The sequence below is a fragment of the Pseudomonas sp. E315 genome, from assembly GCF_055406205.1.
Genome location: NZ_JBUZPJ010000001.1, coordinates 38,826 through 65,576 on the forward strand (window position 1 = coordinate 38,826; position 26,751 = coordinate 65,576).

At 56.9% G+C, this 26,751-nt stretch carries 22 protein-coding genes; 16 read left to right on the forward strand and 6 right to left on the reverse strand.

Annotated elements, in window-relative coordinates; all coding sequences use genetic code 11:
- The first annotated feature begins 70 nt into the window (after positions 1-70).
- The 5 genes from hrpA to arfB all read left to right on the forward strand — a co-directional run bounded on the left by hrpA (position 71) and on the right by arfB (position 8,135).
- The gene (gene hrpA, locus ACZRJQ_RS00210; RefSeq protein ID WP_463976420.1) at positions 71-3,982 is read left to right on the forward strand and encodes an ATP-dependent RNA helicase HrpA; all 3,912 of its coding nucleotides are present in this window, start codon (positions 71-73) and stop codon (positions 3,980-3,982) included.
- A gap of 32 nt (positions 3,983-4,014) precedes the next feature.
- Positions 4,015-4,206: a DUF1289 domain-containing protein gene (locus ACZRJQ_RS00215; protein ID WP_463976421.1), complete on the forward strand. Its 192-nt coding sequence runs from the start codon at positions 4,015-4,017 to the stop codon at positions 4,204-4,206.
- Between the two features lie 143 nt (positions 4,207-4,349).
- Entirely contained in the window at positions 4,350-5,546 is a 1,197-nt protein-coding gene (gene rluB, locus ACZRJQ_RS00220; RefSeq protein ID WP_463976422.1) for a 23S rRNA pseudouridine(2605) synthase RluB, read from the forward strand.
- Positions 5,547-6,212: 666 nt separating this feature from the next.
- A complete protein-coding gene (locus ACZRJQ_RS00225) occupies positions 6,213-7,634 on the forward strand; it encodes an amino acid permease (protein WP_463976423.1) in 1,422 nt (473 codons plus the stop codon).
- Between the two features lie 87 nt (positions 7,635-7,721).
- Positions 7,722-8,135, forward strand: a complete 414-nt coding sequence (gene arfB, locus ACZRJQ_RS00230) for an alternative ribosome rescue aminoacyl-tRNA hydrolase ArfB (protein ID WP_048371466.1) — start codon at positions 7,722-7,724, stop codon at positions 8,133-8,135.
- Positions 8,136-8,245: 110 nt separating this feature from the next.
- Here arfB and ACZRJQ_RS00235 read toward each other — a convergent pair whose 3' ends face one another.
- The 6 genes from ACZRJQ_RS00235 to phhA form a co-directional block, all read right to left on the reverse strand.
- Positions 8,246-9,433: an MFS transporter gene (locus ACZRJQ_RS00235; protein WP_463976424.1), complete on the reverse strand. Its 1,188-nt coding sequence runs from the start codon at positions 9,431-9,433 to the stop codon at positions 8,246-8,248.
- 40 nt (positions 9,434-9,473) lie between these two features.
- Positions 9,474-9,653, reverse strand: a complete 180-nt coding sequence (locus tag ACZRJQ_RS00240) for a hypothetical protein (RefSeq protein ID WP_463976425.1) — start codon at positions 9,651-9,653, stop codon at positions 9,474-9,476.
- An 86-nt stretch (positions 9,654-9,739) separates the two neighbouring features.
- A complete protein-coding gene (locus ACZRJQ_RS00245) occupies positions 9,740-9,871 on the reverse strand; it encodes a hypothetical protein (RefSeq protein WP_463976426.1) in 132 nt (43 codons plus the stop codon).
- Between the two features lie 214 nt (positions 9,872-10,085).
- Positions 10,086-11,282, reverse strand: coding sequence for an amino acid aminotransferase (locus ACZRJQ_RS00250; protein ID WP_463976965.1), 1,197 nt, complete (start codon positions 11,280-11,282; stop codon positions 10,086-10,088).
- Positions 11,282-11,638 (reverse strand): 4a-hydroxytetrahydrobiopterin dehydratase, encoded by a 357-nt coding sequence (locus ACZRJQ_RS00255; protein ID WP_463976427.1) that lies wholly within the window; start codon positions 11,636-11,638, stop codon positions 11,282-11,284. The genes ACZRJQ_RS00250 and ACZRJQ_RS00255 overlap by 1 nt, the downstream gene beginning before the upstream one ends.
- A 44-nt stretch (positions 11,639-11,682) precedes the next feature.
- Complete coding sequence (gene phhA, locus ACZRJQ_RS00260) at positions 11,683-12,474, reverse strand: phenylalanine 4-monooxygenase (RefSeq protein ID WP_463976428.1); 792 nt, start codon at positions 12,472-12,474, stop codon at positions 11,683-11,685.
- Between the two features lie 337 nt (positions 12,475-12,811).
- Here phhA and ACZRJQ_RS00265 point away from each other — a divergent pair, with 337 nt between their 5' ends.
- From ACZRJQ_RS00265 to ACZRJQ_RS00315, 11 genes are all read left to right on the forward strand, one after another.
- Positions 12,812-14,377, forward strand: a complete 1,566-nt coding sequence (locus ACZRJQ_RS00265) for a sigma-54-dependent transcriptional regulator (RefSeq protein WP_463976429.1) — start codon at positions 12,812-12,814, stop codon at positions 14,375-14,377.
- A 294-nt stretch (positions 14,378-14,671) separates the two neighbouring features.
- On the forward strand, positions 14,672-15,412 hold the full coding sequence (locus tag ACZRJQ_RS00270) for a flagellar basal body rod protein FlgF (protein WP_463976430.1): 741 nt from the start codon (positions 14,672-14,674) through the stop codon (positions 15,410-15,412).
- 45 nt (positions 15,413-15,457) lie between these two features.
- Entirely contained in the window at positions 15,458-16,243 is a 786-nt protein-coding gene (gene flgG / locus ACZRJQ_RS00275) for a flagellar basal-body rod protein FlgG (RefSeq protein WP_463976431.1), read from the forward strand.
- A 49-nt stretch (positions 16,244-16,292) separates the two neighbouring features.
- Positions 16,293-16,988: a flagellar basal body L-ring protein FlgH gene (gene flgH, locus ACZRJQ_RS00280; RefSeq protein ID WP_463976432.1), complete on the forward strand. Its 696-nt coding sequence runs from the start codon at positions 16,293-16,295 to the stop codon at positions 16,986-16,988.
- A gap of 15 nt (positions 16,989-17,003) precedes the next feature.
- On the forward strand, positions 17,004-18,113 hold the full coding sequence (locus ACZRJQ_RS00285) for a flagellar basal body P-ring protein FlgI (protein ID WP_463976433.1): 1,110 nt from the start codon (positions 17,004-17,006) through the stop codon (positions 18,111-18,113).
- 10 nt (positions 18,114-18,123) lie between these two features.
- The gene (gene flgJ, locus ACZRJQ_RS00290) at positions 18,124-19,392 is read left to right on the forward strand and encodes a flagellar assembly peptidoglycan hydrolase FlgJ (protein WP_463976434.1); all 1,269 of its coding nucleotides are present in this window, start codon (positions 18,124-18,126) and stop codon (positions 19,390-19,392) included.
- Between the two features lie 10 nt (positions 19,393-19,402).
- Positions 19,403-21,448: a flagellar hook-associated protein FlgK gene (gene flgK, locus ACZRJQ_RS00295; protein ID WP_463976435.1), complete on the forward strand. Its 2,046-nt coding sequence runs from the start codon at positions 19,403-19,405 to the stop codon at positions 21,446-21,448.
- 14 nt (positions 21,449-21,462) lie between these two features.
- Positions 21,463-23,040 (forward strand): flagellar hook-associated protein 3, encoded by a 1,578-nt coding sequence (locus tag ACZRJQ_RS00300; RefSeq protein ID WP_463976436.1) that lies wholly within the window; start codon positions 21,463-21,465, stop codon positions 23,038-23,040.
- 366 nt (positions 23,041-23,406) lie between these two features.
- A complete protein-coding gene (locus ACZRJQ_RS00305; RefSeq protein ID WP_463976437.1) occupies positions 23,407-24,336 on the forward strand; it encodes a ketoacyl-ACP synthase III in 930 nt (309 codons plus the stop codon).
- Positions 24,337-24,676: 340 nt separating this feature from the next.
- Positions 24,677-26,326 (forward strand): flagellin N-terminal helical domain-containing protein, encoded by a 1,650-nt coding sequence (locus ACZRJQ_RS00310; RefSeq protein WP_463976438.1) that lies wholly within the window; start codon positions 24,677-24,679, stop codon positions 26,324-26,326.
- Between the two features lie 71 nt (positions 26,327-26,397).
- Positions 26,398-26,745: a flagellar protein FlaG gene (locus ACZRJQ_RS00315; protein ID WP_463976439.1), complete on the forward strand. Its 348-nt coding sequence runs from the start codon at positions 26,398-26,400 to the stop codon at positions 26,743-26,745.
- Positions 26,746-26,751 lie beyond the last annotated feature (6 nt).

Sequence of the window (26,751 nt, forward strand, 5' to 3'; positions counted from 1 at the left end):
AGATTCGTGCATCAGCGTCTAAATCTGCGACAATCCGCCCCCTGCATTTACGAAGAATTTTGCGCGCCTGATGACTGACGAATCGCCTGCTATCGACCAACTGTTGAAAAACCTTGATCAAGCCATGATTGCTGACCGCCACAAGTTGCGTCGGCAATTGCATGAACTGCGCAAAAAGCCAGATGAAACCAAGTTGGCAGCATGGGCTGAGCGCGTGCAGGCGTCGTGCGCGCAGGTGACAGCGCGGGCGGCCAGCGTGCCGCTGATTCGTTATGACGAAAACTTGCCCATTGCCGCCAAACGCGATGAGATCAAGGCCGCGCTGCTCAAGCATCAGGTGTTGATTCTGGCGGGTGAAACGGGGTCGGGTAAAACCACGCAGCTGCCGAAAATCTGTCTGGAAATTGGCCGTGGGCAACACGGTTTAATCGGTCATACCCAGCCTCGGCGAATCGCTGCACGCAGCGTCGCCAGCCGGGTTGCCGAAGAGTTGGGCACGCCATTGGGCGCGCTGGTGGGTTATCAGGTTCGGTTCGAGGATCAAAGCGACTCCAATACCTTGGTCAAGCTGATGACTGACGGTATTTTGCTGGCCGAAACCCAGCACGACCGCTACCTCGAACGTTATGACACGATCATCGTCGACGAGGCTCACGAACGCAGCCTGAACATCGACTTCCTGCTGGGTTACCTCAAAATCCTGCTGCCGCGTCGTCCCGACCTGAAAGTCATCATCACCTCGGCCACCATTGACCTTGAGCGCTTTTCCAAGCACTTCAACGATGCGCCGATTGTTGAAGTGTCGGGTCGCACCTTCCCGGTCGAGACCTGGTATCGCCCGCTCACCAGCGAGCAGGATGAAGAGGGCAACAGCGTCGAGGAAGACTTGAGCGTCGATCAAGCGATCATCGCCACCCTCGACGAAATTGCCGCTTATGAGCGCCATGAACGCAGAAGCCCCGGCGACGTGTTGGTGTTTTTGCCCGGCGAGCGCGAAATTCGCGATGCCGCCGACATGTTGCGCAAGGCCCAGCTCAAACACACCGAAATTCTGCCGTTGTATGCGCGCTTGTCACCGGCTGAACAACAGCGCATTTTCCAGTCGCACCCAGGGCGGCGCGTGGTGCTGGCGACCAACGTGGCTGAAACTTCGCTCACCGTGCCTGGCATTCGTTATGTGATCGACAGCGGCACCGCACGCATCAGTCGTTACAGTTATCGGGCCAAGGTTCAGCGCCTGCCGATTGAGGCTATTTCTCAGGCCAGCGCCAACCAGCGTAAAGGCCGCTGCGGGCGGGTAGAGCCGGGTATTTGCGTGCGCTTGTACAGCGAAGAAGACTTCAACGGCCGCCCGGAATTTACCGATCCCGAGATTCTGCGTACCAACCTTGCGGCCGTTATTTTGCAGATGCTGCACCTGCGGCTGGGCGAAATTACGGCGTTTCCGTTTATTGAGCCGCCAGACGGCAAAGCCATTACTGACGGTTTCAACCTGCTGCAAGAGCTGTCGGCGGTTAACCGCGAGAACCAACTGACCCCGTTGGGCCGCCAGTTGGCGCGCTTGCCAGTCGACCCGCGCATGGGCCGCATGTTGCTTGAAGCCGCCAAACTCGGCAGCTTGCAGGAAGTCTTGATTGTTGCCAGTGCGATGTCGGTGCAAGACCCCCGCGAGCGGCCGCCCGAGCGTCAGCAAGCGGCCGATCAGGCCCACGCGCAATGGAAAGACGTGGACTCGGACTTCGCCGGCTTGATCAATGTGTGGCGTGGTTTTGAAGAGCAGCGCCAAGCGTTGACGGCCAGCCCGCTGCGCAACTGGTGCCGTAAAAACTTCCTCAACTATTTGCGCTTGCGCGAGTGGCGCGACTCCCATCGCCAATTGAGCCTGATCTGCCGTGACATGCAGCTGACGGTCAATAAAGACCCCGCCGACTATCCAAAACTGCACAAAGCAGTGCTGTCGGGGTTGCTCAGCCAAATTGGACAAAAAACCGAAGACGGCGATTACATGGGCGCGCGTCAGCGCCGATTCTGGATCCACCCTTCATCAGGTCTGGGCAAAAAACGCCCGCAATGGCTGATGACAGCTGAGCTGGTCGAGACCACCAAGCTGTACGCACGCATGGTGGCCAAAATCGAACCCGACTGGATCGAGCCGCTGGCGGGGCACTTGATCAAAAAGAATTACTTCGAGCCGCACTGGGAGAAGAAGCGCGGGCAAGTGGTGGCTTATGAGCAGATCACCTTGTTCGGCCTGATCGTGGTTGGTCGTCGTGCGGTGCATTACGGGCCGATTGACCCGGTGCTGTCCCGTGAGCTGTTTATCCGAGAAGGGCTGGTGCGCGGCGAGATTCAATCGCGGGCCAAGTGTTTGGCTGCCAACGCCCAGTTGCTGGAGCAGCTCGACGAACTGGAAGCCAAGGCGCGGCGTCGGGATATTTTGGCGGACGAAGAAACCCTGTTTGCGTTTTACGATGCGCGCTTGCCTGCTGAGATCCATCAAACGGCGACTTTCGATAGCTGGTATCGGGTGAACAGCCAGAAAGACCCGCAGCTGTTGATCATGCGCGAAGAGGACGTGCTGGCGCGTGAGGCGACTGAAATCACGGCCAAGCATTACCCGGACACCTTGCACCTTGGCGATTTGACCCTTGAGCTGAGCTATCACTTTGAACCCAATCACCCGCGTGATGGGGTGACCGTCAAAGTGCCTGCACCGCTGCTTTCGGTATTGCCGCCTGAGCGTCTAGAGTGGTTGGTGCCCGGCATGATCGAAGCCAAGTGCATCGCACTGGTACGCAGCTTGCCGAAGGCGTTGCGCAAAAATTTTGTGCCCGTCCCTGATTTCGTTAAGGCTGCGTTGCAGCGCATGGAATTTGCCCAAGGCTCGCTGCCGCAGGCGTTAGGGCGCGAGTTGTTGCGCATGACCGGGGCACGGGTGAGTGAAGAGGCGTGGGCTGAAGCGGCGCAACAGGTCGAAAATCATCTAAAAATGAACCTTGAAATCGTCGATGCCGATGGCAAGTTCCTCGGCGAAGGCCGGGACTTGGCTGAGTTGACGGCGCGTTTTGCTGAGGCCAGCCAAGCTGCGCTGGCCGTGCCGCAAACAGCAAAAAGCCAACAGCCGGTAGAGGCCAAGGTGTTTGCCCCGGTGGCGGAAAAAACTCAGCAAAAAATCGCCGGGCTGTCGATGACGGTGTATCCGGCCTTGGTAGAAGAGGGCGGTGCGGTCAAAGAAGGGCGCTTCTCCACGCCTGCTGAGGCTGAGTACCAGCATCGACGCGCCTTGCAGCGTTTGTTGATGCAGCAATTGGCCGAGCCTGCGAAGTTCTTGCGAGGTAAGCTGCCGGGGCTGACCGAGTTGGGGTTGCTTTACCGTGAACTGGGCCGGGTCGACAGTTTGGTCGAAGACATTCTGTTGGCGAGTCTGGACAGTTGCATCCTTGAGGGTGAGGCCGTGTTGCCGCGTGATGGCGCTGGATTGGCCTCGTTGGCTGAGCGCAAACGCGGCGCCTGGACTGAACACGCCGAGCGGCTGGCCAAGTTGACGCTGGACATTCTCAAGCTGTGGCACGGGTTGCAAAAGCGCTTCAAGGGCAAGATTGATCTGGCCCAGGCGGTGGCATTGAATGACATCAAACAGCAGCTGAGCCATTTGGTGTACCCCGGTTTTGTGCGTGAAACCCCGGCGATGTGGCTTAAAGAGCTGCCGCGTTACTTGAAAGCCATTGAGCTGCGTCTTGAAAAGCTGCCCAGTCAGGTGCAAAAAGACCGCGTATGGAGCGGGGAGCTAAGCGGATTGTGGGCTCAGTATCAAGCCCGTGCGACCAAGCACGCCCAAGAAGGCAAGCGTGACCCGCAACTGGAGCTTTACCGTTGGTGGCTGGAGGAATACCGCGTGTCGTTGTTTGGCCAGCAGTTGGGCACGAAAGTGCCCATTTCGGACAAGCGCCTGAGCAAGCAGTGGGCTCAGGTGGACGCATAGTTCACAGGTACATCACTGCAGGAGGCCCGGACATGAGTTCAACCAAAGATCCCTGTATCAGCGTCTGTAAATTCAGCGATGACATTTGTGTGGGGTGCGGGCGCAGCAAGCGCGAGATCAAGGCCTGGAAGAAGCTCGACAAAGAAGACAAGCGCACGGTGCTGGCTGAAGCCGCCCTGCGTTTGCTGGCCCTGGGTGCCACCGGTCGGCGGAAAAAGAAGTGAGTCGACCACTTCACGGCTAGCCTTTGATGCGTAACGGCCAACATCAGCGTATGATTCGCGACCCTTCGGCGCTCGATTGAGCCCCAAGACTCTTTTTAATACCTCAGGCTTGCGCCTGAATTGACACACCGGGAGGTGCCCAGATGAGTGATCTAGACCCTAAAGACAGCCAGGAAATTGGCCCAGCAGGCGAAAAACTGCAAAAAGTCCTCGCCCGTATTGGCGTAGGCTCGCGTCGCGACGTAGAGAGTTGGATCAGCCAGGGCCGAATCAAGGTCAATGGCAAGGATGCAACCCTGGGTCTGCGCGTTGATCTGCATGACGCCATCTCCATTGATGGCAAGGTGATCAAGCGTGAAGAGGCAGCCGAATCGGTTCGCCGCGTGATCATGTACAACAAGCCCGACGGCGAAATCTGCACCCGTGACGACCCGGAAGGCCGTCCAACGGTGTTCGACAAACTGCCGCGTCCTAAAGAAGGCCGTTGGATCAACATTGGCCGTCTGGACATCAACACCACCGGCTTGCTGATGTTCACCACTGACGGTGAGCTGGCTAACCGTTTGATGCACCCTTCCTACGAAATGGACCGTGAATACGCGGTACGTGTACGTGGCGAAGTGGATGACGAAATGATCGAGCGCCTCAAGGCTGGCGTTGTGCTGGAAGATGGCCCGGCGCGTTTCACCGACATCAAGCAAGCGCCGGGTGGTGAAGGTTTCAACCATTGGTACCACTGCGTAGTGATGGAAGGCCGTAACCGTGAAGTACGTCGCTTGTGGGAATCCCAAGGCCTGGTCGTTAGCCGCCTCAAGCGTGTACGTTTCGGCCCGGTGTTCCTCAATTCCGACCTGCCGATGGGCCGCTGGCGCGAAATGGGTCAGTACGAGGTGGATATCCTCAGTTCTGAAGTCGGCTTGACGCCGGTTGCCATGCCGCAAATGAACGCCAAGAGCAAAGACAAACTTGAGCGTATGCAGCGTAAATCTTCGCGCCCTGTTGCGCGTGTCGATCGTGTTGCACGCACTGTGCGCCCGGCCGAAGGTGCGCCATTGGCTCCGCGTCCAGCGCGTCAGCCGCACATCGAAGGCGAGCGCCCGGCGCGCCCGGCTCGCGATGAAACGGCTCGTCCAGCACGCAAGCCATCGGGCCGTACTGACCGTGTGCCTGCGGGCCGTGGTGCTCCAGTTGCCGAGCGTCCGAGCGAGATGAACAAGCGCCCGACTAAACCGACGCGTCAAGGCCCCAAACTGGTTGATGATGCGCCGTCTGGCAAGCGTCGCGGCGCCCCGGCCGGTTCCGGCCAGCGCCCAGGCTTCGGTCGTCGCAAGCCGCAGTAAGCGTTTAGCGCTATAAAAAAACGCCAACCCTCGGGTTGGCGTTTTTTTATGCCTGCGAAACAAAGCCCATCGTTGTGTTCGTGCCTCGGCAGCGACTACGGGCTATTGCGTTGAGAATCAACGGTTTAAGCGCTGCGACAATCAGTCGCGAAGCTTGTTCTTGTTTTAATGTGGAAGTTTTTCTTTACGCATCGTCAACAAATCAATACGAAATCCGCAATTTATCGGTCATAAAACCCAAAAATGGCAGGCGTGTAATGAATTTTTTCCGTTATTTGCTGACATCAGACATTTCCTGCTGATTTAACGGCTTGTTTCGAGTTGCCAGCGGCGGTGTGATGGGATCTTGCCTCCGAGCGGGTGTACAATGCGCGTCGTTTTAACTGTGACTCAATTGCGTACCCGCGCATTTTGCGCCGCTCGGTGATGTGCTGATTGGCCAAAACCTCAAGGCTAACCCGCCTTGTTAACTCCGCGGTGCCACAAGCATCGCGGGTTCGATTCCGTCACAGATAAAAACAAACAGGTGACGCATGACTCGTGAAACAACCTTGGATTCCTGGCGCCTGCGCTGGGGTTTGATTTGTGTTGTAGACCCTTCGATCACTGCCGGTGCTCAAGCGAAAACGCACTGAACGACATCAAACCTTGTGTGGGACCCTTTTAATGAGTGGACAAACCTCGCATTCAGGCGAGCTTAAACGCGGCCTGAAAAATCGTCATATCCAGTTGATTGCCCTTGGCGGCGCGATTGGTACTGGCCTGTTTCTCGGCTCAGCCGGGGTACTGAAATCGGCTGGCCCATCGATGATTCTGGGCTACGCGATTTGCGGCTTTATTGCCTTTATGATCATGCGCCAGCTCGGCGAAATGATCGTCGAAGAACCCGTCGCCGGCTCTTTCAGCCATTTTGCCCATAAGTATTGGGGCGGTTTTGCGGGTTTCATGTCGGGCTGGAACTGCTGGGTGCTGTACATCCTGGTGGGTATGTCTGAGCTGACTGCCGTTGGTAAATACGTGCACTACTGGTGGCCTGAGATCCCGACCTGGGCCTCGGCCGCCGCGTTCTTTGTGTTGATCAACCTGATCAACCTGACCAACGTCAAAGTCTTTGGTGAAGCCGAATTCTGGTTCGCAATCATCAAAGTGGTAGCGATTGTCGGCATGATCGCGCTGGGCAGCTACTTGCTGGTCAGTGGCAGTGGCGGCCCTCAGGCGTCCGTAACTAACCTGTGGGAGCACGGCGGTTTCTTCCCTAACGGAACCACCGGGCTGGTAATGGCAATGGCCTTTATCATGTTCTCGTTTGGCGGTCTGGAAATGCTCGGTTTCACCGCCGCAGAGGCTGACAAGCCACGCACCGTGATCCCTAAAGCGATCAATCAGGTGATCTACCGCATCCTGATTTTCTACATCGGTGCTCTGGTGGTGCTGCTGTCGCTGACCCCGTGGGACTCACTGCTCGAAACCTTGAATGCCGGTGGCGACAGCTACAGCAGCAGCCCGTTTGTGCAGGTGTTCTCGATGTTGGGCAGTAACACGGCTGCGCACATCCTCAACTTTGTGGTCTTGACTGCCGCCTTGTCGGTATACAACAGCGGCACTTACTGCAACAGCCGCATGTTGTTAGGTATGGCGCAACAGGGCGATGCCCCGAAAGTGTTGGCCAAAATTGACAAGCGTGGCGTACCGGTTAATTCGATTTTGGCTTCGGCAGCGGTCACAGTGATTGCTGTACTGCTCAATTACCTGATGCCACACGATGCACTGGAACTGCTGATGTCGCTGGTAGTGGCCACCTTGGTGATCAACTGGGCGATGATCAGCTTCTCCCACGTCAAGTTCCGCCAGCACATGAATAAAACGGCCCAAACGCCGCTGTTCAAGGCCTTGTGGTATCCGTATGGCAACTACATCTGCCTGGCATTTGTGGCGTTCATTTTGGTGATCATGTTGCTGATCCCCGGCATTCGCGTGTCGGTGTACGCCATTCCAGTGTGGGTGGCGTTTATGTGGATCTGCTACTTGGTGAAAAACAAGCGCGCGGTGCAGGCATCGGCCACGGCTTACAGTTCAGCTGCCAAATAAGCTGACCCGCTCAACAACAAACCCGGCCACTGCGCCGGGTTTGTTGTTTGTGGGGTATCCTGCACGCCCTGATGACGGACCCTTTTCATGCTGGTGATTTCCAACAACGTTCATATCCCCGATGCCGAAATCGAACTCACGGCCATTCGTGCTCAGGGTGCGGGCGGGCAGAACGTCAATAAAGTCTCAAGCGCTATGCACCTGCGCTTTGATATTCCCAACTCGTCGTTGCCGCCGTTCTATAAAGAGCGGTTGCTGGCGCTGCGTGACAGTCGGATTACCAGTGATGGCGTGCTGATTATCAAGGCCCAGCAATACCGAACCCAGGAGCAGAACCGGGCAGATGCGCTTGAGCGTTTGCTTGAGTTGATTGTGAGTGCGACCAAGGTCGAGAAGAAGCGTCGCCCGACCAAGCCGACGCTGGGCTCCAAAAAACGTCGGTTAGAGTCCAAGACTAAGCGCGGCAGTATCAAGGCCGGGCGAGGCAAAGTGGATTTTTAATCTGCAAAACAAGGTCACAGGCGTCGCCAGCTCCCAGGAAAAGCACTGCCTGCGTTGCCGTTGATGGGGCGCGTGAGTCTGCGGCCAGCAGCGCAGGCTTAAGACTCTCTTTACGGGGCGAGGCTGCGTTTGCTCTGGCGATACAGGTAAAGGCTGAGCATCAGCCCGCTAAACGCCGCCAGTGCTGCAAACAAGAAGATAGACGCAAAGCCAAAGCCTGCTGCAACGGCGCCTACCAACGGGCCGGTGATGCCCAGTGACAGGTCGATAAACAGCGAGTAGGCGCCTACCGCGGCACCTCGGCTGGAGGCCGGTACTAAATTGACAGCCTCGACCCCAAGGGCCGGAAACACCAGCGAAAAGCCAAAACCGCTCAACGCGGCGCCTGCCAGTGCCAGTTGCGGGTTGGGTGCCAGCCATAGCAACAACAAGCCTAAAGTTTCAACACTGAGGCAGCCTATGGCGACTCGAAAACCGCCGATGCGGTTGATGAGGTTGCCGAACAACAGCCGTGCGCCGATAAAACTGGCACCAAATAGGCTCAGGCATAGCGCGGCGTTTTCCCAGTGGTTGGTCGCGTAGTACAGGGTGATAAAAGTGGCGATGGTGCCAAAACCAATCGAACCCAATGCCAAGCCCGTGCCGTGTGGCAGCACGCGGCCCAGTACATGCAAAAACGGCAAGCGTACGCCGCTGACAATGGGCGCGGCCTGTTTGGGCCATGCCAGCAGTAGGCCCACGACTGACAGCGCAATGATGCTCGCGCCCATGGTCCACAAGCCCCAGTGGTTGACCATGACCACGCCCAAAGGGGCACCGATGGCGATTGCGCCGTAACTGGCGATGCCATTCCAGGAGATAACTTTGGCTGTGTTCGCTGCACCGACCCGGCCAATGCCCCAGCCGATTGACGCTGAGCCCACCAGGCTTTCAGCGCTGCCCAAGACCAGTCGACCGAGCAGCAAACTGGCAAGGCTTAAGGCGGGGGTGGCCGAGAGCCAGCTGGACACCAACATCAACACGCCACTTAAGCCGCAACCCGACAAACCGTAGAGGATGGCGCGCTTGCTGCCCTGATTGTCGATGATCCGGCTGGCGTAAGGTCGACTGAGCAGCGTGGCCAAATACTGCACGCTGATCACCAACCCTGCGATAACGGTGCCGTAACCCAGGTTGTTGTGAACATAGCCGGGCAGTACGGCCAGCGGGATGCCGATGCTCAGGTAGCCGATAAAGGTAAACATAACGATGGAAATCACTTGGAGCGTGATCGCCAAAGGGCGTTGTGCTTCGGGCATGGGTGGGGCCTGCGGGGGTGCGGTTTGAAAATCGGGCAGTTTATTGCTGCGGCGCAACCAGTTGGGTTGCAATCAGGGCGGCCAGGGCGTTTTCTGGCGTGCCAAAACGGTTGAGCAGTGTGGCTTGTTTTTCTGGGCTGAGACGTTCCCAGAGGTCGATCATTTTTTCGGCGGTGCCGATGATAACGCTGGCTTGGGTGTCGCTGAAGGTGTCAGTCACGCTGGAATCCGGGGGCAGGCTGTGGAGCGATTGTGTCAGGCGGTATGAAAAACCAAAGGCTTTTCGCACCGCCTGATGGGGTGCCGTCAGTCTTCGCTGTCGGCCTTGAGGCTTTCCGAGGCCTCATCCAGTGCGGCGTTTTCGCCGCTGGTGTGTTGCGGGGCAGGCTGCTGAGTTTCTTGCAGGCTTGGGAAGGGGAGGTTTGGGATTTCGTGCATCGTCGCGCTCCTCGCAAGGTGTGTTTTTAAATCGCTGGGAAAGTCTGCGCTTTTAAAAAGCTTGGGCAGGATACATGAGTGAGTGTGACAATTTGTCTTTTTCTTGCGTCTGGCGGGTTGTGTGCAGGTGTGGACTTGCTCGCAATGGCCTTGATGCGGCCCATCAAACAAACCTAATCGCGAGCAAGTTCACGCCTACACAAGGGCGGTGCCTTTAGCGGGTACACACCTGCGCAATGGCTTTGGCCAGCAGGTGTAAGCGAGTGCCATCAACCCCGGCCATATTGGCGCGCCCTGAGCCGACCATGTACACGCTGTGTTTTGCGCGCAGCAGTTGCACTTGTTCAGCAGTCAAACCGGTATAAGAAAACATACCGCGCTGTTGGTTGATGTGTGCAAAGTGCTCCGCCAACCCGAACGGGGTCAAGGCTTCAACCAGACCGCTGCGCAGTTGCGCGATGCGGCTGCGCATAGCTTCAACTTCTTCGGCCCACTGAGCTTTGAGCTGCGTATCACCGAGGATGGTTGCCACTACCGCAGCACCATGATCGGGTGGGTTGGACCACAGGTTGCGTGCCAAAAAGGCCAACTGGCTGCGAATGTCGGTCAGTTTTTCGCTGTTGTTGGCACACACAATCAGTGCGCCAACGCGCTCGCGGTACAGGCCGAAGTTCTTCGAGCACGAGCTGGTAATCAGCACTTCCGGCAGTTCGCGGGCAAACAGGCGAGCCGACCATGCGTCTTGCTCCAGGCCGTCCCCGAAACCCTGATAAGCAAAGTCGATAAGCGGCAGCAGTTCGCGGCGGCGCACCACCTCCAGCACGTGTTGCCAGTCGTCTTGCGACAGGTCGAACCCGGTCGGGTTGTGGCAGCAGGCGTGCAGCAATACCACGTCGCCTTTGGGCGCTTGTTCAAGTGCGGCGAGCATTGCCGGCACGTTGAGCTTGTTATCGCTGCCCACGTACGGGTAGTGGCTGATCTTCAAGCCTGCTGCCGCGAAGATGGTTTCATGGATAGGCCACGTGGGGTCGCTCAGCCAGATCCCGCGGCCCGGCAGGCATTGGGCAATGAAGTCCGCGCTCAGGCGCAGTGCGCCGGTGCCGCCCGGGGTTTGGGTGGCACCTGCGCGCTGGTCGGCCAGCAGCGCTGAGTCAGTGCCAAGCACCAACTCGCTGATCAATTGACCAAAGCGGCTGTCACCATGACCGCCGATATAGGTTTTAGTCTGCTGTTGCTCAACCAGGCGTTGTTCGGCCTGTTTGACCGACTGCAAAATCGGCGTCAGGCCATTGGCGTCTTTATAAACCCCAACCCCCAGATCGAACTTGTTCGGGTTGCTGTCTTGGTTGTAAGCGTCCATCAGCCCCAGAATCGGGTCGCCCGGCACCCGGCCAATGGCCGAGAAGTGCATCACTTGCGACCTTCTGCAGTTTTGGCCACTTCATCAGTGCGTGCAGCCATGATGAAGTCATTGCGGTGCAGGCCTTTGATCGAGTGGCTCCACCAAGTCACGGTCACTTTGCCCCACTCGGTGAGCAGGCCAGGGTGATGGCCTTCTGCTTCCGAGATTTCACCCACGGCATTGGTGAATGCCAAGGCGAATTTAAAGTTTTTGAACGCAAAGACCTTTTCTAGCTGCATCACGCCGTCGCGAACTTCGATGTTCCAGTCCGGGATCTGCTTGATCAAAACCGGCAGTTCTTCGTCGCTAACCTGTGGGGCGTCGGCGCGGCAGGCTTCGCAATGGGCTTGGTTCAGTGTGTTCATGGTGTGTTCCTGAAGTCAGTTTTCTTATTTGTTCAAAAGACGTGTTAAGCCGCTTTTGGCTTTGGCGCAAACTTTGGCGCGTGCAGGCCCAGTGTCATGCCTTTTTCGACCATGCCCATGATGTCTTCATGGGCCAGGTCGAACAGTCGCTTCAAGTCCGGAAGGACAAAATACAGCGGCTGCAAAATATCAATGCGGTAAGGCGTGCGCATCGCTTCAAGCGGGTCGAAGGCCTGATGTTCCGGTTCTGATGACAAGCTGTAAACCGTTTCTTTGGGCGAAGACAGAATGCCCCCGCCATAGATGCGCTGGCCTTCGGGGGTGTTCACCAGCCCAAACTCAATGGTCATCCAGTACAGGCGAGCCAAATACACGCGCTGTTCTTTGCTCGCTTGCAAGCCGAGTTTGCCGTAGGTGTGGGTGAACTCTGCAAACCAGGGGTTGGTCAGCAGTGGGCAATGGCCGAAAATCTCGTGGAAAATATCGGGCTCTTGCAGGTAATCCAGTTCTTCTGGGGTGCGAATAAAGGTCGCTACCGGGAATTGCTTATTGGCCAGCAATTCAAAGAAGGTTTGGAAGGGGATAAGCGCCGGGACGCGGGCAACTTGCCAGCCGGTGGTTTGCCCCAGCACCTTGTTGATTTCGTCCAGTTGTGGAATGCGGTCATGGGGCAGGCCCAGTTTTTCGATCCCTTCCATGTATTCAGGGCAGGCGCGGCCTTCGAGCAGCTTCAGCTGTCGGGTGATCAGCGTATTCCACACCGCGTGTTCGGCAGGTGTGTAGTCGATAAAGCCATTGGCATCTGGCTCGCGAGCGACGTATTTCGTTTGCTTCATGGGGCTCTCCGCAAGGCAATCGTTCTTATTGTTCGAATGTGGCGATGACCTAGTGATACCCCAAGTGTTTGCCGCGTGCATCTGGTGCAACGGCCGTAATGCTGGGATGATGCGGCTTATTCGTAAACTATTCGTTACGATTTATGGTTTGCGCTGAGACTCTTGTAGGAAGCGACAGCCAAACTGTCACAAAATCGTGACGTTGAAATGATTGACCCTGCAAAAAACACCGGCGTAGGCGCTGCCGAAGGCCGCGATCTTTACATCAGAAAATGATCGCAGCCTGCGGCAGCACCTACGGCCATGTTCAATTTCCATTCATGCCTGAGCCTTACCCATGCGTATCAAAGTGCATTGCCAAAACCGTATTGGCATTCTTCGCGACATTCTTAATCTGCTGGTTGCGTATGGCATCAACGTGAAGCGCGGTGAGGTGGGCGGCGATCAGGGTAATGCGATCTATCTGTACTGCCCTAACTTGATCAACCTGCAATTTCAGGCGTTACGGCCCAAGTTTGAAACCATTGCCGGGGTGTTTGGGGTCAAACGTGTGGGGTTGATGCCTAGCGAGCGCCGGCACATGGAACTCAATGCGCTGCTCGGAGCGCTGGAGTTTCCGGTGTTGTCTATCGACATGGGCGGCTCGATTGTGGCTGCCAACCGCGCTGCCGCCCAGTTGCTGGGCGTTCGCGTGGATGAAGTGCCAGGTATTGCTCTGTCACGCTACGCCGAAGACTTCGATTTGCCAGAGCTGGTGCGAGCCAATAAATCACGAATCAACGGTTTGCGGGTCAAGATCAAAGGGCATGTGTTCCTGGCCGATATTGCGCCTTTGCAATTGGAGCACGATGAAAGCGAGGCGATGGCGGGCGCCGTCTTGACCTTGCATCGCGCAGACCGCTTGGGTGAGCAGATCTACAACGTGCGCAAGCAAGAGCTGCGCGGCTTCGACAGTATTTTTCAAAGCTCAAAAGTCATGGCAGCGGTGGTGCGTGAAGCGCGCCGCATGGCACCGCTGGATGCACCTCTATTAATAGAAGGCGAAACCGGCACCGGTAAAGAATTGCTGGCACGCGCCTGCCACTTGGCCAGCCCCCGTGGGCAATCACCCTTAATGGCGCTCAACTGCGCAGGCTTGCCGGAGTCGATGGCGGAGACCGAGCTGTTTGGTTACGGGCCGGGCGCCTTTGAAGGGGCTCGGGCCGAGGGCAAGCTGGGACTGCTTGAACTGACAGCGGGCGGTACGTTGTTTCTTGATGGTGTGGGTGAAATGAGCCCTCGCTTGCAGGTCAAGTTACTGCGCTTTTTGCAAGATGGATGCTTTCGGCGTGTGGGCAGCGATGAAGAGGTTTACCTCGATGTGCGGGTGATGTGTGCCACGCAGGTTGATTTGTCCGAGTTGTGCGCCAAAGGCGAGTTCCGTCAGGACCTTTACCATCGGCTCAATGTGCTATCGCTGCACATCCCGCCGCTGCGCGAATGTCTGGATGGTCTGGAGCCTTTGGTTGAGCACTTTCTTGATCAGGCCAGTCGCCAAATTGGCTGCGCGCTGCCACGTTTGGCGCCTGCGGCTATGGATCGGCTCAGTCATTACCACTGGCCCGGCAATGTGCGACAGCTTGAAAACGTGCTGTTTCAGGCGGTTTCGCTGTGTGATGGCGGAGTGGTCAAGGCGGAGCATATTCGCCTGCCTGACTATGGCGTGCGCCAACCGCTGGGGGATTTCTCGATGGAGGGCGGTCTGGATCAGATTGTCGGGCGTTTCGAGAAGGCCGTGCTTGAGCGTCTTTATTCCGAGCACCCCAGCAGCCGATTGCTGGGTAAGCGTTTGGGGGTTTCCCACACCACCATCGCCAACAAACTGCGTGAGCACGACATCATTAAGCCGGGTAAAGAATCCTAAAACGTTGACCTGCGTGGGAGCTGCCGCAGGCTGCGATCTTTTACGGGCTTAAAGATCGCAGCCTGCGGCAGCTCCCACGCAAAGCCTTTGGTTTCATGGAGGTCATGCCTTGCCGCAATCGGCACAAAGCCGCCGTATTTACGTCTTTCTCGTTTTCTCCCCTTTTCGACTGAGGCCTGTGTTAGCCCCGCAGTGCCGTCGTTTGTGCCGTCAAAAAAAAGTTGGTGCGTAAATTGCTAGTAGCTCAGCAGTACAGCGGTGGGCGGCAAGCGTCCGTCAGACAGAGGAAAGACTGTGGACAAGTACCTTTATGTGGCAATGACCGGCGCCAGCCAGAATGCACTGGCGCAGAAGGCGCATGCCAACAATCTGGCGAACATCTCAACCAACGGTTTTCAGCGTGACCTGGAGCAGGCGCGTTCGATGCCGGTGTTCGGTGACAGCTTTCCGGCGCGGGCCTTTGCCTTGAGCGAACGCCCTGCGACCGATTTCACCCCCGGCGCGTTGGTTGAAACCGGGCGCGATCTGGATGTGGCCGTGGCAGGCGATGGTTGGATGGCCGTGCAGTCGCCGGATGGCAGCGAAGCCTATGTGCGCACTGCGAGCATGAATGTGGATGCCTTGGGCATTCTGCGTGCTGGCAATGGCATGCCCATCATGGGCAATGGCGGGCCGATTGCCGTACCGCCTCAGCAGCAAATCGAAGTGGGCGAAGACGGCACCATCAGCATTCGTGCGATGGGCGAAGGCCCGCGGGTGATGGCTGAAGTGGATCGCATCAAGATGGTTCAGCCCGACCTCAAAAACATGACCAAAGGTCTGGACGGCATGATCCACACCAAAGACGGCCAGCCTGCGGTGGCTGACGCCAACGTGCGCGTGGTGTCGGGTTTTCTGGAGGCGAGCAACGTGAATGCCGTCGACGAGATGACGTCGGTGCTGGCGCTGGCCAAGCAATTTGAGCTGCACATCAAAATGATGAACACCGCCAAAGAAGACGACCAAGCCATGACTCGGGTCTTGTCGATCAGCTAATTACTTAAACGCAGCGTCGAAAAACCGGCGCGCGAGGAGAAGACCATGCTTCCGGCACTATGGGTTGCAAAAACAGGTTTGGCCGCACAAGACACCAACCTGACCACTATTTCCAACAACTTGGCCAACGTCTCGACCACGGGTTTTAAACGTGATCGCGCTGAGTTCCAAGACTTGCTGTACCAGATCAAACGCCAGCCCGGCGCGCAATCGACCCAAGACAGCGAGCTGCCATCGGGCCTGCAAGTCGGTACGGGTGTGCGCATTGTCGGCACGCAAAAGAACTTTCAGGCCGGTAGCCTGCAAACCACCGAGCAGCCGTTGGACTTGGCCATCAATGGCCGTGGTTTCTTCCAGATCATGCAGCCGGACGGCACCACGTCTTACACCCGTGACGGTACTTTCCACCTGGACTCCAACGGCCAGATCGTAACGGCCAATGGTTTTGCGCTGGAGCCGGCGATTGTCGTGCCTGCTGATGCTCAGACCTTCACCGTGGGGCAAGACGGCACCGTGTCGGTGACCATCGCGGGCAACCCGGCTGCGCAGGTGATCGGTAACTTGCAAACCGCCGACTTCATCAACCCGGCTGGCCTGCAGGCTCAGGGCGGTAACCTGTTCCTTGAAACCGCTTCAAGTGGCGCGCCGCAAGTGGGTACGCCGGGCCTCAATGGCTTCGGTCTGACTATGCAGAGCATGCTGGAAACCTCCAACGTCAGCACCGTGGAAGAGATGGTCAACATGATCACCACCCAGCGTGCTTACGAGATGAACTCCAAAGTGATCTCCACCGCTGACCAAATGTTGTCGTTTGTTACGCAAAATCTGTAATCACGTAGATAGGGCGGCCATTGCGGCGCCAGCAATAGCGGGAGAGGTCATGAAACGCTTGTTATCGGTTCTAGCACTGGGCGCCATTACGTTCGTGGCGGGGTGTGTCAGCCCGCCACCACGGCCAAACGATCCGTATTACGCCCCTGTTTTGCCGCGCACGCCGCTGCCAGCAGCGGCGAACAACGGCTCGATTTACCAGGCAGGCTTTGAGCAGAACCTGTACAGCGACCGTAAGGCGTTTCGCATTGGTGACATCATCACCATCACCCTGAACGAAAAAACTCAGGCCAGCAAAAACGCCAACTCGCAAATCGGTAAAAACAGTAACACCAGCATTGGTCTGACCTCGTTGTTTGGTGCCGGTTTGAGCACCAACAACCCGGTGGGCGGTGGCGATTTGAGCCTCGATGCCGGTTACAGCGGCAGCCGGGCAAGCAAGGGCGACAGCAAGGCCGGGCAGGGCAACAGCTTGACCGGCTCGATCACCGTGACCGTTGCTGATGTGTTACCCAACGGCATCATCGCGGTGCGCGGTGAAAAGTGGATGACTTTGAACACCGGTGACGAGTTGGTGCGCATTGCCGGTCTGGTTCGTGCTGATGACATCGCCACCGATAACACGGTGTCTTCAACGCGCGTGGCCGATGCACGGATTACCTATTCGGGGACCGGCTCGTTTGCCGATGCGAGTCAGCCAGGCTGGTTTGACCGCTTCTTCCTTAGCCCTCTGTTCCCTTTCTAAGTGATGGCCCCAACCATGTTCAACCTCAAGCATTTGCTGGCAGCCGTCGTGCTGATGTCAACAACCCTGGGCGTACACGCCGAGCGGTTGAAGGATATCGCCAGCATTTCCGGCGTACGGTCTAACCAATTGATTGGTTACGGCTTGGTGGTCGGGCTTAACGGTACGGGCGACCAGACCACGCAAACCCCGTTCACCCTGCAAACGTTTAACAACATGCTGTCGCAGTTCGGTATCAAAGTGCCGCCGGGCTCGGGCAACGTGCAGTTGAAAAACGTGGCGGCGGTGTCCATCAGCGCTGATTTGCCAGCCTTCGCCAAGCCGGGCCAGGTGGTGGATATCACCGTGTCTTCCATCGGTAACTCTAAAAGCTTGCGCGGCGGCACCTTGTTGCTGACGCCGCTTAAAGGCATCGACGGCAACGTGTATGCCGTGGCTCAGGGCAATCTGGTCGTGGGTGGTTTTGATGCTGAAGGCCGTGATGGCTCAAAAATTACCGTCAACGTTCCGTCAGCTGGGCGAATTCCGGGCGGTGCGTCGGTAGAGCGTGCGGTGCCGAGCGGCTTCAATCAGGGCAACAGCCTGACCCTGAACCTCAATCGTTCGGACTTCACCACCGCCAAGCGCGTGGTCGACAAGATCAACGATTTGCTCGGCCCCGGCGTGGCGCAAGCCATTGATGGCGGCTCGATCCGCGTCACCGCGCCGTTGGACCCAAGCCAGCGTGTTGATTACCTGTCGATTCTGGAAAACCTTGAGGTTGATCCGGGTCAGGCCGTGGCCAAAGTCATCATCAACTCGCGTACTGGCACCATCGTGATTGGTCAAAACGTCAAAGTTTCGCCAGCGGCAGTGACCCACGGCAGTTTGACGGTAACCATCACCGAAGACCCAATCGTGAGTCAGCCCGGCCCGCTGTCCAATGGCGAGACGGCCGTGGTGCCGCGTTCGCGGGTTAACGCTCAGCAAGAAGCCAAGCCCATGTTCAAGTTCGGCCCCGGCACCACGCTGGATGAAATCGTGCGTGCGGTGAATCAGGTGGGGGCGGCGCCAGGCGACTTGATGGCAATCCTTGAAGCCTTGAAACAAGCCGGCGCCTTGCAAGCCGACTTGATCGTGATCTGAGGCCGACGTCATGGATATGCGTAAGAGCGGTGTGGTCAGTGGCAGCGATTCAGGTGCCTTTACTGACCTTAATCGTCTGAACAATTTGAAGGTCGGCGACCGCGAGAGCGACAGCAACATGCGTAAGGTCGCGCAGGAATTCGAGTCGTTGTTTCTTAACGAAATGCTCAAGTCCATGCGTTCGGCGAACGAAGTGCTGGGCAAGGACAACCCGCTCAACACGCCAGCGGCCAAGCAGTATCAGGAAATGTACGATCAGCAACTGTCGGTGACATTGTCACGACAGGGCGGCGGCATTGGTTTGGCTGACGTGTTGATGCGTCAGATGTCCAAAAACAAATCGGCAGAGCCGGGCGAAACACCCGCCAGCACAGCGCTGACAACTGAGGCCAAAGCCGCGACGCCGACGCCAGCAGTTACCGCGCCAGACAGCCCGTTTGTGCGTTCCAATGGTCAGCGCCCACTGTGGGCTTCGCGCGTTGCGGTCGCACCAACGACGGGACAGGGTGCGCATCAAAATGACATGGCGCTGCTTAATCAGCGGCGCTTGGCGCTGCCCACCAAGCTGACTGATCGGCTGTTGGCCGGGATTGTGCCTTCGGCTGACCCGGCGCGTGCAACCCTTAACACCAGCACGGTGCCAGAGCGCACCAGCGCTTCGATGGACGCAGTGCTTAAAGGCAGCCGCCAGCCGATGGTCAGTGCGTCGGGTGCTCAGGGGCGGATGCAGGTGTATGGCCGTGCAGTGGCGCAGCCGCCATTGGCTCCGGCCAAAAAAGCGTTCGAGTCACCAGACGCCTTTGTGGCAACCATGCTGCCGATGGCGCAGCAGGCTGCTGACCGAATCGGCGTCGACCCGCTGTATTTGGTGGCGCAAGCGGCACTGGAAACAGGCTGGGGCAAGTCGGTCATGCGCCAGCAAGATGGCAGCAGCAGTCACAACTTGTTCGGCATTAAAGCCACTGGCAGTTGGCAGGGTGCGCAAGCTCGAGCCATCACCAGTGAGTTCAAGGGCGGGCAGATGGTCAAGGAAACAGCTGACTTCCGTTCCTACGATTCGTATCAAGACAGCTTCCATGACTTGGTCACGCTGTTGCAGAGCAACAATCGTTATAAAGAAGTGCTCAACGCTGCCGATAAACCAGAACAATTTGTACGCGAGCTGCAGAAGGCCGGTTACGCAACCGACCCAGAGTACGCCAGCAAGATTTCGCAGATAGCCAAACAAATGAAGACCTACCAGAGCTACGCCTCGACAGGCTCTTTCACGAATTTATAAGGTTAGAACCATGGCGAGTTTGATCAACATCGGGATGTCGGGGCTGAACGCCAGCCAAGGGGCATTGGCCACGGTCGGCAATAACATTGCCAACGCCAACGCAGCGGGCTATTCGCGTCAGCAAATCGTGCAGGGCACTGCTGCCTCGCAACAAGTGGGCGGCGTGTTCATCGGCACGGGCACCACATTGGCTGACGTGCGCCGTGTGTATAACGCCTACCTCGACGCCCAGTTGCAGACCACCACTTCGTTGAACGGCGATGCTCAGGCTTATCTGGATCAGATCGGCCCGATTGATAAATTGCTGTCAGACAAAAGCACAGGTGTTTCGGCTGCGCTCAGCAGTTTTTTTGCCTCGCTGCAAACAGCCGCAGCGGCGCCCGGTGACGCCTCGTCCCGCGATTTGCTGCTGACCAATGCGCAGACCTTGAGCAATCGCTTTAACTCGATCGCGGCCCAGCTCAATCAGCAAAACGAAGGCGTTAACAGCCAGCTAGAAACCCTGACCTCGATGGTCAACCAGCACACCGCCACCATTGCTTCACTCAACAAACAGATTGCTCAGGCCACCACTGCTGGCAATACGCCCAATGATTTGTTGGATGCGCGTAACGAAGCGGTTCGCTCCTTGAATGAGCTGGTTGGGGTGACGGTTCAAGAACACGACAACGTTTACGACATTTCGCTGGGTACAGGCCAGTCGCTGGTGTTGGGCAATACTTCGAATACGATTTCGGCCGTTCCGGGTAAAACGGACAAAAGCCAGTTCAGCATTCAGATCAACTATCAGTCGTCCACCTCGGACATCACATCGGTGGTCAGTGGCGGCAAGATTGGTGGCTTGATTCGTTATCGCGATGAAGTGCTGGCGCCTGCCATCAATGAGTTGGGGCGCACTGCCATTGTGGTAGCCGATGCCATTAACCAGCAGTTGGGGCAGGGTTTGGATGCCAACGGCGAGTTTGGTTCGGCCTTGTTCAACAGCATCAACAGTGCCAAAGCCATCTCTGAGCGCAGCCTTGCCTCGACGGGCAACAGCAAGGGCTCGGGCAACTTGGACGTGGTCATCACCAACAGTGGCAACTTGACCACCTACGACTATCAGGTGAAGTTCACCAGCGCTGACGAGTACACGGTCAAGCGCTCTGACGGCACTGACATGGGCTCGTTCAAGTTGGGCCAGACCCCGGCTGCTGATATCGACGGTTTTACCCTGAACCTCAATGGAGCGGCCCTGAAAGAAGGCGACAGCTTTAAAGTCAGCCCGACCCGCAGCGGCGCGACCAATATTGGCGTGCAAATGACCGACTCCACCAAGTTGGCATTTGCCGGGCCTCTGGTGGCTGGCGCGGGAGGTTCCAACTCGGGCACGGGAGCTTTGACTACACCCAGCTTGACGGATGCGCTGAATATTTATGGTGGCGCGGCTCTGGGCGAATTGCAGTCGCAGATTGAAGGCTCGATGCCAGTGCGCATCGTCTTTGGTGAGGCTGTGGATGGCGTTCAGAGCTACCGCGTGCTGGATGAAAAAGGCAATGAAATCGGCAAGAGCACGATCGTGCAGGGCCAGGACAACGCAGTCACCATCAAGGTGCCTGTGCTGGACGCCGCCGGTCAGCCGGTCAAGAACCCAGATGGCACCGACAAAACCATTGATTTTGATACCACCATCAGTGGCACGCCGGGCAAGGGCGACAGCTTCGACATCAATTTCAATAAGGACGGCAAGTCCGACAACACCAACGCCAACAAACTGGTCGAATTGCAGACCAAGCAAACCGTAGGTGTTAACACTGGCGGCGGTGGCGTAAGTATGGCCACGTCTTACAGTCAGTTGGTGTCCAAGGTCGGCGGCAAAGCCAGTCAGGCGGCCGTTGACGGCACGGCCACTAACGCAGCGCTGGCCTACGCCAAAGAAAGCCGCAGCTCGGTGTCACAGGTTAACTTGGACGAAGAAGCGTCGAACCTGGTCAAGTTTCAGCAGTACTACACGGCATCGTCGCAAATCATCAAGGTTGCGCAAGATACCTTCACGACGCTGATTAACAGTATTTAAGGGAGTCACCGACGATGCGTATTTCTACTGCCCAGTTTTTTGAGTCCAGTTCGTCCAAGTACCAGAACAACTTCGCTTCGGTGATCAAGACCCAAACCCAGATCGACTCGGGCGTGCGTATTCAAACGGCTGCCGATGATCCGGTTGGCGCGGCCCGCTTGCTGCAACTGCAGCAGCAGCAAGACATGTTGGCGCAATACACCACCAACATGAACGGCATCAAATCATCGTTGGCCAACCAGGAGTCGGTGCTGACCAGCATTGATACCGCTATGCAAAAGGCTTACGAGCTGGCGTTGCAGGCCGGTGGCGGTGTGGTGAGTGATGCCGACCGCCTCTCGATTGCCAACGAGCTGGGCAACATCGAAGAGCAGGTGTTCAGCCTGCTCAACAGCAAGGACGCCTCGGGGAACTACATCTTCTCGGGCTCCAAAACCGACACGCCGCCGTATGCCCGCAACAATGACGGCACCTACACCTATCAGGGCGATGACACGCAGCTGAACCTTAAGGTGTCCGACACCTTGACCATTGCTGGCAGTGACACGGCCAAAAGCATTTTTGAGGGTGTGACCAATACGGGGCGTACCGATGCCACGCTGACGACCAAGCCGCCTTTAAGCCCTGACGGCACGGTCTCGGTCTCTGCAGGTTTGATTACTTCAAGCCCTGTGTTCAACAAGAGCTTTGAAGACGGCCAGCCCTATGAGCTTGAGTTCACCAGCAGCACGCAGTACATCGTGCGGGACAAGACGGGCAAAGATATAACGGCTGACCTGCCGGGCACAGGCACCTTTGACGCGACGAAGGAGGGTGCTCATAGCATCAACCTGCGCGGCGTGCAGTTCGACATTAACCTGAACCTCAAGGACATTGCGGCCGCAGATCAGGATGACGCGGTCATGGGGCATGTCTTCACGCTTGAAGCCAAGCCCGACTCGTTCAATGCTTCGCGCAGCCCAGGCAATATCTCGACCTCGCAAATCACTAGCAGCGCAGTGACTGATGCCGATGCCTATGGCGACAAATTCCCATCCAATGGTGCAGTGATCAAGTTCACCAGCGACACGGAATACGAGATTTACGCGCAGCCGGTAACGGCCAACAGCAAGTCGATTGCCAGCGGCACTATGGTCGGTGATTCGATCACCGAGCTGGGTGTCACATTTGACTTCACCGGCCCGCGTGATGCAGGCGATCAGTTCGTGATCAAGGGTAATAACCACCAGAGCCAAAGTGCGCTGGACACCCTCAGTCAGCTGCGTCAGGCCCTGGCTACACCGACTGACGGTGATCCGGCGGCTCAGCAAAAGCAGAAAGACGCGATCAACGCTTCGGTGGGTAACATCAAAAACGCTATGGCCGGTATTGATACCGCCCGCGGTTCTATTGGTGCGCGATTAAAGTCGGTTGACGTACAGACCAACGAAAACGAAAGCATGCGCTTGGCCAACGACTCCACAACGGCTGCCATCGGCAATACCGACATGGCGGGCGCCTCCATCGACCTGGCTTTCCAGAAGGCCATGCTTGAGGCTTCGCAGCTGGCGTTCGTGAAAATCTCCCAGTTGAGCCTGTTCAACAAAATCTGATCCCGCCTAGTACTCTGCGGCTGGCCTCTGTCTGGGGTACAGCCGCGGGGGCTGCCTCTTCAAAAATCCTCTTTTTGTTTGGCTGCGCCTTGCACGGTCGCTTGGTCTTGCGCCTGTTTGTTGTGCTGTGACCTGAAACCTTTTGTATAAAACCACACAAATTAGCGTGACCTATGAGTCATAACGCGCATCTTCACTGTATCGTGTGAAACGTACGGGCGGATGCCGGGCTTTTATCGGGCCGGTTTTGTGTATTTTCAGGCATCCACTTTCGCCGCATTTTTGCGCGACGAAGCCCTTTTATTGTCAACGCCCCTCGACTGTGTGAGCGGGTGATCTCCAGCTATTTAGTATTGGGAAGCCACAATGATTGGCATTAAAAGCATCGCCAGTTACGTGCCAGCAAGTGGTGTAGACAACTACGCCCAAGGCGCGAAATTCTCCAAGGACGAAGAATTCATTCTGGGCAAGATTGGCTCGGCATTCCTGCCGCGCAAAGATGCTGACCAGGAAACCTCGGATCTGTGTGTCGAAGCTGTCAATGCGCTGTTCGCCAACAATCCGCAGCTTAAGCGTGAATCTATTGACGCGCTGATCGTGATTACCCAAAACGGCGATGCCGAAGGCTTGCCGCACACCGCTGCCATCGTTCAGGACAAGCTCGGTTTGCCGACGCATGTGGCTGCGTTTGATATTTCGCTGGGCTGCTCGGGTTACGTTTACGGCATCTACGCGATGAAAGGCTTCATGGAAGCCACGGGCCTGAAAAACGGCCTGTTAATCACCGCTGACCCATATTCGAAAATCGTCGACCCCGAAGACCGCAACACCACCATGTTGTTCGGTGATGCCGCCACCGCCACCTGGATGGGCGAAGACGCTGTCTGGCAGTTGGGCAAGGCCAAATTTGGCACCGACGGTTCCGGCGCCCCGCATTTGAAAGTCAGTGACGGCGTATTTTTCATGAATGGCCGCCAAGTGTTCAACTTTGCACTGCTCAAAGTGCCGGCGCATTTGCACGAGTTGATCGATGAGTCGGACCTAAAAGCCGAAGACATTGACGCGTTCTGCATTCACCAAGGCAGTGCGGCCATTGTTGATGCCGTGGCACGTCGTTTTGAAGGCGAGCCAGAGAAGTTCATCAAGGACATGGTTGAGACGGGTAACACCGTGTCGTCGAGCATTCCATTGCTGCTGGAAAAGCACGCTATGGACACCACGACCTGGAAGCGCGTGGCGCTGAGCGGTTTTGGTGTGGGCCTGTCGTGGGGTTCTGCGATTATCTATCGTCCGTAACCGGCATCAAGCAACTCCCAAACGCCCGTGGCCCAAAAAGCCACGGGCGTTTTGCGTCTGGCCGTATTCGTAGGAGCTGCCGAAGGCTGCGAGCTTTAAATTTGCCTGCTCAAGATCAAAAGATCGCAGCCTTCGGCAGCTCCCACGGGATGTGGTTTTGTGTCGGAACAGGCCGCTAAGCCCCATAAACATTGGGGATGGCCTGCGGCCAGTAAAAAATTTCAAAAAAGCCCTCAAGCAACTTGCTTTCACGACGATAACTATTACGAAGGTTCTCTAGGCCACACCCGGCGGTTGCCAGGGCCGGAAGCCGCAGTATTCAACCCACGAGGAATTCGTCATGGCTTTATCCGTAAATACCAACATCACGTCGCTGGGTGTTCAGAAGAACCTCAACAAGGCTGCCGATGCTCTGAGCACCTCGATGAACCGTCTGTCTTCTGGCCTGAAAATCAACAGCGCCAAAGACGACGCGGCTGGCATGCAAATCGCCAACCGTCTGGGCAATCAGGTTAAAGGTCTGAACGTAGCCATCGCTAACGCCAACAACGGCGTATCGATTGCTCAGACTGCTGAAGGCGCGATGCAAGAGTCCACCAACACCCTGCAACGTCTGCGTGAGCTGGCTCTGCAAGCGGCCAACGGTGATAAAAGCGACGCTGACCGTGTATCCCTGCAGCAAGAATTCACCGCTAAAGTGGGCGAGCTGACGCGTACCGCCAACACCACTACTTTCGGTGGTCGTAACCTGCTGGACGGTTCGTTCAACAACGTAGCCTTCCAAATCGGTGCTGACGCTAACCAGACCATCTCGTTCGGCATGAGCGACATCAGCGCCACTGGCCTGAAAGGCTCTTACAGCGAAGCAACCACTAACGGTAAGGCCATGGCTGGCATGGCTGCGACCTCGATCGGTTCTGCTGTCAGTGCTTCTGTGACAGGTGCTGCAGCAGCCGTACCTCCAGCTGCTGCTACCTCCGTAAAAATCAACGGTACAGACGTTGCTCTGGCAAAAGACGCCACAGCCGCTGAGATGGCCAAGGCTATCAACGATGCTGGCATCTCTGGTGTTTCGGCTTCGGCAGACACCGCTGGCAAAATCACCCTGAAGTCGGCTAACGCTGAGTTGGTTGTTGAAGGTACTGCTGGCGCTGCTGCGCTGGGTGTTGCAGAAGCCACTACCAAGGCTGAAGATTCGCTGGTACCGGCAGGCACCATCACCGTTAACGGTGAAGACCTGGTCATCGCGGGTACTGAGAAAGTCAGCCAAGTAGTTACCAGCATCGCCGGCATGGAAGGTATCGCGTCGGCCAAGCTGAACAACGGTCGTATCGAAATCACCTCTAAAGATGGTTCTGATGTCGCGCTGAGCAACAAAACCAGCGGCGCTCTGTCGGCTCTGGGCCTTGCTCCTGGCACTTCGCAAGCCAAGCTGCAAGCTGACACTTCGATCAGCCTGAATGGCGTTGAAGTGAAGTTCAAAAAAGGTGACACCGCTGACGCAATCGTTTCGTCGATCAACAGCGCAAGCACCGGCGTGACTGCAAGCAAGAACTCCGACGGTACTCTGGCTCTGTTCGCAGACAAAGACATCGTTATTGCTGACGGCAGCGCAGGCGGTGGCTTGACTGCACTGGGTCTGTCTGCTGGTAAAACTGCAGCCGTAACGCTGGAAACCACTGTTTCCGACCTGAGCGTTCTGTCTGCAGCTTCGGCTCAGCAAGCTATCCAGGCTCTGGACGGCGCAATGCAGCAGATCGACAGCCAGCGTTCGCAGCTGGGTGCTGTTCAAAACCGTTTCTCCAGCACCGTGTCTAACCTGCAAAGCATCGCGCAGAACTCCGCTGCTGCTAAAGGCCGCGTAGAAGACGCCGACTTCGCTGCTGAAACAGCTGAGCTGACCAAGCAACAAACCCTGCAACAGGCTTCCACTGCGATCCTGTCTCAGGCTAACCAATTGCCATCCTCCGTACTGAAGCTGCTTCAGTAATCACGGCGCTTGGTCAATAACGGAAGGGCGCGTTTACGTGCCCTTTCGTTTTTCAGTGTTGAGGTGATGACATGGACATGAGCGTCAAGCTGAGCGCGGCTTACCCCGCAAGTGTTTCTCCTGCTGTGAATGCGCCTGCTGCACCGGCCATTCAGCCAACAATCGAAAACACGGTAGCGCCCGTCACAGAGCCCAAACGCGAGGATCTGGAAAAGGCGGTCAGTGATATCCGTGAATTTGTGCAGTCTACCCAGCGTCAGCTGGACTTTTCCATTGATGACTCCACGGGCGTGGTTGTGGTCAAGGTCATTGCCACTCAAAGTGGCGAAGTCATACGTCAACTCCCCTCAGAAGCTGCATTGAAGCTGGCGCAAAGCCTGAGCGATGCCGGTAGCTTGTTGTTTCATACCAATGCCTGAGGTGGC